Below are 7,994 nucleotides of genomic sequence, written 5' to 3' on the forward strand. Positions count from 1 at the left end.
TCTGGTCGCGCGTACTCCCTGATGTAGCATCTGATGCTATGCCATCTATCTTGTACCTGATTGCCGGCGCGCAAAGCCGCGCCGGCAACTTTTTGTTTACAAGTTATCCCCCTGAAATATATATCTTTTTTGATCGGCCAACTTGGCTGCGAAATACTCTGTTAACCTATTTTGCGCACACTGGTGGAAACTGCAAGAAGCAGAAAAAAGACCGGGCGGAAGAAGCTCGACAAGATCGATGTCATAGGAATCTCAACAGTGGCTGCCCGCTTGTTTTCCCTTCGGTGTAACGGCGCAAACTGCGCTGAGAGTAAAATTTCCTGGCTGCGCGACTCTTCTGCGGAGGCAATGCGACAGGATTTTGAATCCATCCTGAACGAACCTCTCCCGGAGCGGTTCGCCGCATTGATCAGGACACTGAGAGAAGAAGAAACACGGCGTGCAGCTGCGGATAAATCCGGAGCATGACATTGCAGGCGCCCCAATCCGAACCCACGGATAAAACATTTGTCGATGAATTGGAGGCGATGATCCCCCAGATGCGTGCTTTTGCGCGCAGCCTTTGCCGCAACAAGGATCTGGCAGACGATATCGTTCAGGACGCGTGCCTCAAAGCGTGGGCTGCCCGCGAGCGTTTCATTTCAGGCGCTCCCATGCGGCCCTGGCTTTTCCGCATCATCCGTAATCTGCATACCGGGCATCAGCGCAAGGCCTGGCGCGCCTCCTCCCTTGCGCCTGAAGATGCCGAGACCACTCTAACGACCCCTGGCGCCCAGGAATGGACCTGCGACTTTCAGGTGATGCAGGACGCGCTGCGCCACCTGCCGGAAAAGCAGCGGGAAGCCCTCATCACCGTGCTGGCCGCAGGCTTCAGCTATGAAGAAGCCGCCGGAATCATTGGTTGCAGCGAAGGCACAGTCAAAAGCCGGGTGAGCCGCGGGCGGGAAGCCCTGGTTGCCCTGATGACCAAGACGCCCGGCAAACCATCGGAAAGCCGGATAAAACTGCAGGCCGCCCCCGCAAATCCGCTGGAAGAGCTGCTCGCCATCCACCTTTCAGGCGCCATTCCTCCCGAAACGGAGCTGCCCGCAAGAGCGGCGTAGTCCGCCCTCAAAATATCCCACCAGGAATGGAACCGGACCGGAAGTGCCGCGTATTCCGCTCTGGAGGGGTATTCCGATGAAGACTAGAGAGGGCCGCCGCCTAGCCCGAAGGCCACCGGGCAAAGGGCTCATTTATCTGGATGGCACAGGCAATGGATTTGCGGTGACGGTTCTGGCTGTTTCCAACAGCACCGCGCGGTTGAGACAGCACTTCCCCTTCCTCGCTCCCGACAGTTTCACCCTCACCTCCACCCCGGCGGGTTCAGAGGCGAGCGTGCCTGTGCGCTGCGAAAAACTATCTCAGTCCGGCGATATCATCCGGGTGAGATTTAGCTCGCCCTACCCCGGATTCCGGCCATGACAATTGCTTCTCCACCCAAAACTGAGAGGGACCGCCGCACGGAAATCGACCGAGCGCAGTTCCTGAATGATCTTGGCATCCTCGATGGTCCGGCCATTCCAGAGCTGGACGCCCTGACACGAGAAGCTGCCGCAGAATTCCGTGTACCGATGGCACTTACGACGCTGATAGATTCAGAACGCCAGCGGATCAAATCGAACGTTGGATTCCAAGATTTTGACATTCCGCGCGATATGTCCTTCTGTCATCATACCATCCGGCGGATGCGGTTGCTGATTGTCGAAAACACGCTGGATGATCCCCGCTTCTGCAATAACCCCTTGGTGCGCAACCCTCCCTACATCCGGTTCTATGCCGGCGCGCCACTGACTGTGGGCGGACAATTCCGCATCGGTGGCTTCTGCCTGCTTGACGATATTCCCCGCCGTTTCGAAGCTGAAGATGCGCCGCGTCTCTGGCGCTATGCAGAAGACGCAGCCCGCATCATCGAAAGAGTGTTCATGGCGGGAAATCTTCCAGGCACGTCGGCGGATTCCGGCTTTCAGAAATGATGGATCAGGCGTTTCTCGAGGCTTTCATCAATTCCTCCCCCTACCCCGTCTTCGCCAAGGATGATGCGCATCGCTGGATATACGCCAACATTGCGTTCAAGGCCCTGGCGGGCGAGGTAGATCTGATCGGAGAAGACGATAGCCTCGTCACTCATCCCTCCTGCCTGGACCGGATCCGGGATGCCGAGCGGCGCGTCATTGCCGGCGCAGACAGCCTCGATGAGGAGACCCTGATCACCGGCACCGTCCTTCTCACGGTCAGGCGGCAGATTATACTGCCCTCAGGCAGGAGGATCATCGCAGGCATTGTTCTCAGTGTTCTGGATGTTGCCGACACGGCTTCAAGTCAGGCAAAAGAATCAATCCGGAAGTACGAGGCTGTTGTCGCCACTGCCCGGCAGCCAGATTCGGACCGGTTGCGCTCTCTGGAAGAGCGGCTGGAACTTGCAAGACAGTCGGAATCGGCCGCCACCAAAGCGGCTCATACCGATCCGGCCACCGGCCTGCGCAACCGGATCGGCTTCGATCTTGATCTTGGCGCCGCGCTGAACGCGCCTTTGCCGCCGGACCGTATCCTGTGCGTGGGCTATCTGGATCTCGACCGGTTCAAGTTCATAAATGACAGCTATGGCCACAAGGCCGGAGACGCGATACTGCGCGCCGTATCCAGGCGCCTTGTCTCCTGGCCCGGCGTACGCAGCGTCGGGCGTATGGGCGGGGACGAATTTGCAATTCTCTTTGAGCATCCGCGCGTCGCGCCCCATGTACTCGTCGAACACATCAGTGTACAGCGCAATCGGATTTTTCGCTCCGCCAGGGTTCAGGGAAAATTGATCCCCGTGTCTGGCTCCATTGGGCTTTCCGTTCACGGCCTGGACGCGGAGGACGCTGAAACCCTGCTGCTAAACGCCGATACTGCGCTTATCGAAGCCAAGAAGCTCGGACGGGAACAGGTCCGCCTGTTCGATGCGGCGCTCGCCCTGCGCACATTCCGCCGCCTCACCCTGGAACGGGATCTCCGCAAGGCCATCGCCAAGGGGCACATCTATCCCGTTTATCAGCCCATCGTGGATGCCCGAACGCGCAACATCATCGGCGCTGAAGTTCTGGCGCGCTGGTCTCACCCGGCCCTCGGCAGGATTCCCGCGCAGGAATTTATATCCATCGCCGTGGAATGCGGTCTCATTTCCGCGCTCGATTTCGGTATTGTTCGAAAGGCGTGCGAGACATTCCGGAATATTGTCCTCTCCGGCCCTCTGGACTTTATCAGCTTCAACGCGTCTGCGCTTGAGATCGTCCGGCCCGGATATGCCGATGAGTTTCTCAGCCTGATCCGCCGGTCCGGCATTCCCGCTCAGAAAATCTGCATAGAAATAGTTGAATCGAGCATCATTCACGATCTTGGCCGCGCACGTATGAACATACAGGCCCTCAAGGACCAGGGGATCCGGATTGCCCTGGACGATTACGGCACGGGCTATTCCAATCTGAGAGCCTTGCTCGACCTGCCCATCGACCGCATCAAGATTGACCGCTCAATTGTCGAGGATGCCGTGCACGATGAGCGGGCGCGGAAGCTGATTGTCTCCGTGGCCCAGCTGGCACAGGTATTTGACGCCGAACTGATCGCCGAAGGCGTGGAGGACGAAACCCAGGCAGCCTATCTTGAAGGCATGCACTGCGAATACCTTCAGGGCCACCTCTTCGGCGCCGCGATGGAAGCGGGCAAGTTTGAAGCCCTCATCGCCAAACGCCGCCGCACAGCCGCTTGATCAACCACCCGCGGGCAGCGCCACAGCCCTTCCAGACGGCCCCCTCCCGGCAGACCGGGCCAATGTTCTCAGATTTCATCCCAAACCGCTTTAAAGGACCCGACGGCCTGGCCCGAAGCAGTAGCAGGCGTCTGTTTTGAAAAGCGAACCACTGCGGAGAATGGCCATCCAGCGGGAAAGCCGCGACGCCCGCCACCACAGAGCGGTTTGACTGACAAGATGCCAACGCACGGCTTTGGAGCGCCCCGGACCCATCCGGACACTAAACCTTGAATTTATTTGCCTATTTTATTGCGTTTCGGACTATCTCGGACCGTCTGAAACGTTCGGATGGCCTGGCCGGACTCGAAGTCTTCGCAAGCACCTGTTCTGTAATGGAAAAACTGGCCCCCTGAGTCTGGGCCATCAAATATGCCAACAAAATTTTATTGTTATTCGGTATGAGTCCCGATTCTGTCACAATGGCTGTGGAAAACGTCAGTCTACCTCAATCTCACAAGGTCGTCACGTCTTCCAGAATCGATTGTAGGAACTGACGCAAAGAACGTGGTCAATGTTTTTGGGCGTATCAGATGACTTTTTGTTTGCCGCGTGAAACAGCCTATACGGTGGAGCGTTGGATAGCCTGCTTCCCCTTCCCTGTTCCTGGATGATCGTCATGGTCGCCAATCAAGCTGCGATACTTTTTGGGCAACGTCGCTAGTGGCGAAGGGGGCGGAATATGATCCTGTGCCTTTGGCAACAAGAGGCGAGGGTTCTTTAGGGGCGAGCCGAGCAATTCCGCTCTGATCTGGCGGGCCAACGTCTCAGCCATCAGTGATGGTACCGCATTACCCAGCATCCGCTGCATCTCGGTGCGTCCGGCCAGCATCTTCAGTCCATCAGGAAAGGTCTGTAGCCTGCAGAGTTCTTGAAAAGTCAGACGTCGATTGTTCCAGTGAAATGGTCCAATCGCGGAGCCTGGCTGCGCCTGAATTGTCCAAGAGGGTAAGCGCTTTGAGAGCTTCAACAGGAAACTCCAGTAACGGGTACGCCACCCAAACAGGGGGACCCCACCATTCCGGTTGGTATGCCAGAGATAATTTTGTCCTTCAGGTATTGTCGGCAGTAGATCTCCCCACTTTCCACCCACCACCAAGCCCGACATGTCATTGGGCTCCGGTATGTCATGCAGAGCGTCCCAAGCTGTCGAGTAAGGGAGTCGGGGGGAAAAAAGATCCTCGGCTAAAAGCTCAGGATCCGAATGCGTTGGCTCCGGGAAATTGAACTCGGTGCCGTCTCGTGCGCCGACAATAAAAACCCGCTCGCGACGCTGAGGAACACCATAGTCGGCGCAGTTCAGCGCCTTCCAGCGAGGGACATAGTTGGTTCCGATTTCCTTATTGATGATCTGAATGCTTTCAAGAATTAAGCGAAGGCCCTCATCTTTGTTTTTGAAAGCCAAACCGGCAACATTTTCGAGTACGAAAGTCTTTGGGCGGGTGTCGCGGAGAACTCTCAGATACCCGGTTAGAGTGTCCGCTCTCGGGTCATCCAATCGCAACGAGTCTCCGTTCACCCAATAGGAAGACTTGGAAAACGGCTGACATGGAGGCCCTCCGATGAGAACATCTGCTTCGCCAGGCTCAAGCTTGGCAGCGCTCAAGATGTCCTCTGAGCTAATACTATTGATATCCCCCTCAAGGATTGCCCAGTCGCGGTTCAGGCGCATCGTGGCGCACGCAGTAGCGTCCAACTCCAAGGCAACACGGGTCTCGAAGCCAGCTGCTTCAAAACCAAAATCCAAACCACCAATTCCGGAAAACAAACTAATCGCTTTTAACATAAAAAGACTCTCCGCTTAACTGCGCTTAAAGCGATTCTCGCTCCCCAAGTTAGTCGCCAACCACCTGTACTGGCAATACAAAATGTTGATAGTTACCCTGAAAGAAGCGCTCATGGATTACGAGATAAGATCCGGTAGCCGGTTGACCTATGAGCAGTTAGCTGCCGCGACTGGCCTGTCTCTGGCCACCCTACAGTCAATTGCTAGCCGAAAGAGCTATAATCCGCGCCTGAGTACGATATCAGCGCTGTGTAATGCGCTGGACTGTGGCCCGGATGTCATTTTGAAGCGCGTGAAGGGTTAGCTAATTCAATGTCCATTCGTTTTGATTTGGCAGCGGCAACAACGTTCCTGATAAATCAGGCGGAAAAAGCGGCCGCTGGTTCCTTCGATCCGATTTGGGTTGATAAAGTTGAGGAGCTTTCCCGCCTTTGTGAGACCGCAAACATTCGTACGCACATAGCCTTTTTAGCAACGGCGATGCTGGCGAGGTCGCTGAATCCAAACGTTAATCTGAACGATTTCAAACCGAGTCATGCGCCGAACAAGTCGACGGCTTATCCGGCACGGAGCCTCGCTCAACACGTGCTTGTGCCGGTGGCAACAAAAATTGGAATCCATCTTGGAGTAACAGGACGGGAACCACTCAACAATCAGCCCTATTTCAGGATGAAGCGACTTGACGATGGCACGCCCATTCGAGCCTCGAGTGAGCCACCCTTCAAATTTATGAGGGGATTGATCGACGAGCTTCAAAACATGCCATCAGAAGACGTCGCAGCAGCGCTACGCGCCTTTATAGTCGTGCGCCAACAGTACGCCAATCAGTACACGAAGTTTTCAGGGGACATATCCGTTACGCTTGAAGAGTTTCCCGGAATGATCTCGCGATTTGTGGCTGCTGACTCAGAAAGTGGCCGTCGCGCACAAGCTGTCGCAGCGGGGCTTATGGACCTTGTCGAAGGGCCCGATAGAGTTGTCGCCGGCCGAGTAAATGATCCGAGCCGAAAGCACCCCGGAGACGTTTGCATAACAGATGCGGATCAGCCTGAGGTTTTCCTTAAGGCGATCGAGGTACGGGACAAACCGGTAACCACTTCAGACGCCATTGTGTTTGCCGATAAATGCCAGAAGCACGGAGTTGCAGATGTCGCAATTCTCATGGTTTCACCAAAACAGGATTCCTTAGATCATTCTGAACTTACAGCTTGGGCCACATCTCGTGGAATTGCGTTCCGCTTCTTCTACGGATGGGAACAAATTGTCCGGGAAGCGCTATTCTGGAGCGATCTCTCGATGAGGCCTTCAGTCGCCGCTGCCGCCTTGTTTATTGAAGCAAGACTAAGCGAAGTGGAAGTATCAACTGAGGGCTACGAACTCTGGAAGGAACTAGTTAGCGCTCCTTAGTCAAAAATTCTCTAGGCAGGCTTGAAGCCCTGCACACACTCATAGAATCAGAAAGTTCGGTCTCTTTTGTTGTCGGTAGTTGAGGAGTGCGAGCCCTTCGGGAGTGAGCTGCTCGCATGCGCGCATCGCCCGCATTATAACCTCAGCATCCAACTCTACATGTAGCAGACGAAATCGAAGCACCTACGAATGTTCGGGTAGTCAAACACAAACACCGACTGATGTGTTCCTCAGCCCGACTCATGCGACCATACTAGTATTACTTTCATTCGCCTCTCGACAAACGTCGATATGCCGCTTAGCGGACGGAACGCTTGCGAGACTCACAAGATAAAGGACATGGGAACTCAATCTTCTACAACTGCTGCGTGTCGAAGAAGCCAAGCTGAAAGAACCAAACCCGTCGAAGCCACCATACTGGCATCATCAGCGGATAACTTTTCTTCCGCGCCCACTACCCTACCATGACCCGTCCCCGGGTAATCCTCCCAGAAATTAATCGACTTGAAAACTGGACTTCTCCGGCGTTGATTATCGACGGAGACGAGAATGAAGAAATCGAGATTTACCGAGCCCCAGATCCTTGCGATCCTGAAACAGGGCGAGAGCGGCGTGCCTGTGCCTGATCTCTGCCGCGAGCATGGGATCAGCAACGCAACCTATTACAACTGGCGCAGCAAGTATGGCGGCATGGACGCCTCGCTGATGTCTGAGATGAAAGCGATGGCGGATGAGAACCGCCGGCTCAAGAAGATGTATGCCGAACTGGCGATGCAGAACGAGCTGCTGAAAGATGCTCTCGGAAAAAAGTAACTCGGCCATCTCAAAGACGAGAGATGGCCAGAGAGGCTGTTCGGAAGAAGGGGGTGCCTGTGGCGCTGGCGTGCCGCACCTTTGGCATCAGCGAGACCTGCTATCGGTATGAAGCGAAGCTGTCGAATGAGAATGCCGAAATCGCGGACTGGCTGGTCAGGC

At 55.4% G+C, this 7,994-nt stretch carries 7 protein-coding genes and 1 pseudogene; 7 read left to right on the forward strand and 1 reads right to left on the reverse strand.

Annotated elements, in window-relative coordinates:
* Positions 1-348 precede the first annotated feature (348 nt).
* From BBF93_RS20090 to BBF93_RS16445, 4 genes are all read left to right on the forward strand, one after another.
* Positions 349-468: a NepR family anti-sigma factor gene (locus tag BBF93_RS20090; protein ID WP_370454427.1), complete on the forward strand. Its 120-nt coding sequence runs from the start codon at positions 349-351 to the stop codon at positions 466-468.
* Between the two features lie 71 nt (positions 469-539).
* The gene (locus BBF93_RS16435) at positions 540-1,103 is read left to right on the forward strand and encodes a sigma-70 family RNA polymerase sigma factor (protein WP_233349181.1); all 564 of its coding nucleotides are present in this window, start codon (positions 540-542) and stop codon (positions 1,101-1,103) included.
* A 357-nt stretch (positions 1,104-1,460) separates the two neighbouring features.
* Positions 1,461-2,015, forward strand: coding sequence for a GAF domain-containing protein (locus BBF93_RS16440; protein WP_114106633.1), 555 nt, complete (start codon positions 1,461-1,463; stop codon positions 2,013-2,015).
* Entirely contained in the window at positions 2,012-3,787 is a 1,776-nt protein-coding gene (locus BBF93_RS16445) for a bifunctional diguanylate cyclase/phosphodiesterase (protein ID WP_114106634.1), read from the forward strand. Before BBF93_RS16440 ends, BBF93_RS16445 begins: the two co-directional genes overlap by 4 nt.
* 601 nt (positions 3,788-4,388) lie before the next feature.
* On the opposite strand, the gene BBF93_RS16450 is transcribed toward BBF93_RS16445, so the two are convergent.
* Positions 4,389-5,612 (reverse strand): DNA cytosine methyltransferase, encoded by a 1,224-nt coding sequence (locus tag BBF93_RS16450; protein WP_114106635.1) that lies wholly within the window; start codon positions 5,610-5,612, stop codon positions 4,389-4,391.
* 112 nt (positions 5,613-5,724) lie between these two features.
* On the opposite strand from BBF93_RS16450, the gene BBF93_RS20095 reads away from it, so the two are divergent.
* The 3 genes and pseudogenes from BBF93_RS20095 to BBF93_RS16465 all read left to right on the forward strand — a co-directional run.
* Positions 5,725-5,916: a helix-turn-helix domain-containing protein gene (locus BBF93_RS20095; protein WP_370454428.1), complete on the forward strand. Its 192-nt coding sequence runs from the start codon at positions 5,725-5,727 to the stop codon at positions 5,914-5,916.
* Positions 5,917-5,924: 8 nt separating this feature from the next.
* Entirely contained in the window at positions 5,925-7,019 is a 1,095-nt protein-coding gene (locus BBF93_RS16460) for a restriction endonuclease, SacI family (protein ID WP_114106637.1), read from the forward strand.
* A 549-nt stretch (positions 7,020-7,568) separates the two neighbouring features.
* Positions 7,569-7,994 (forward strand): annotated as a pseudogene (locus BBF93_RS16465) (transposase); the annotation flags it as partial.

The organism is Hyphomonas sp. CACIAM 19H1, from assembly GCF_003325995.1.
Taxonomy (GTDB): domain Bacteria; phylum Pseudomonadota; class Alphaproteobacteria; order Caulobacterales; family Hyphomonadaceae; genus Hyphomonas; species Hyphomonas polymorpha.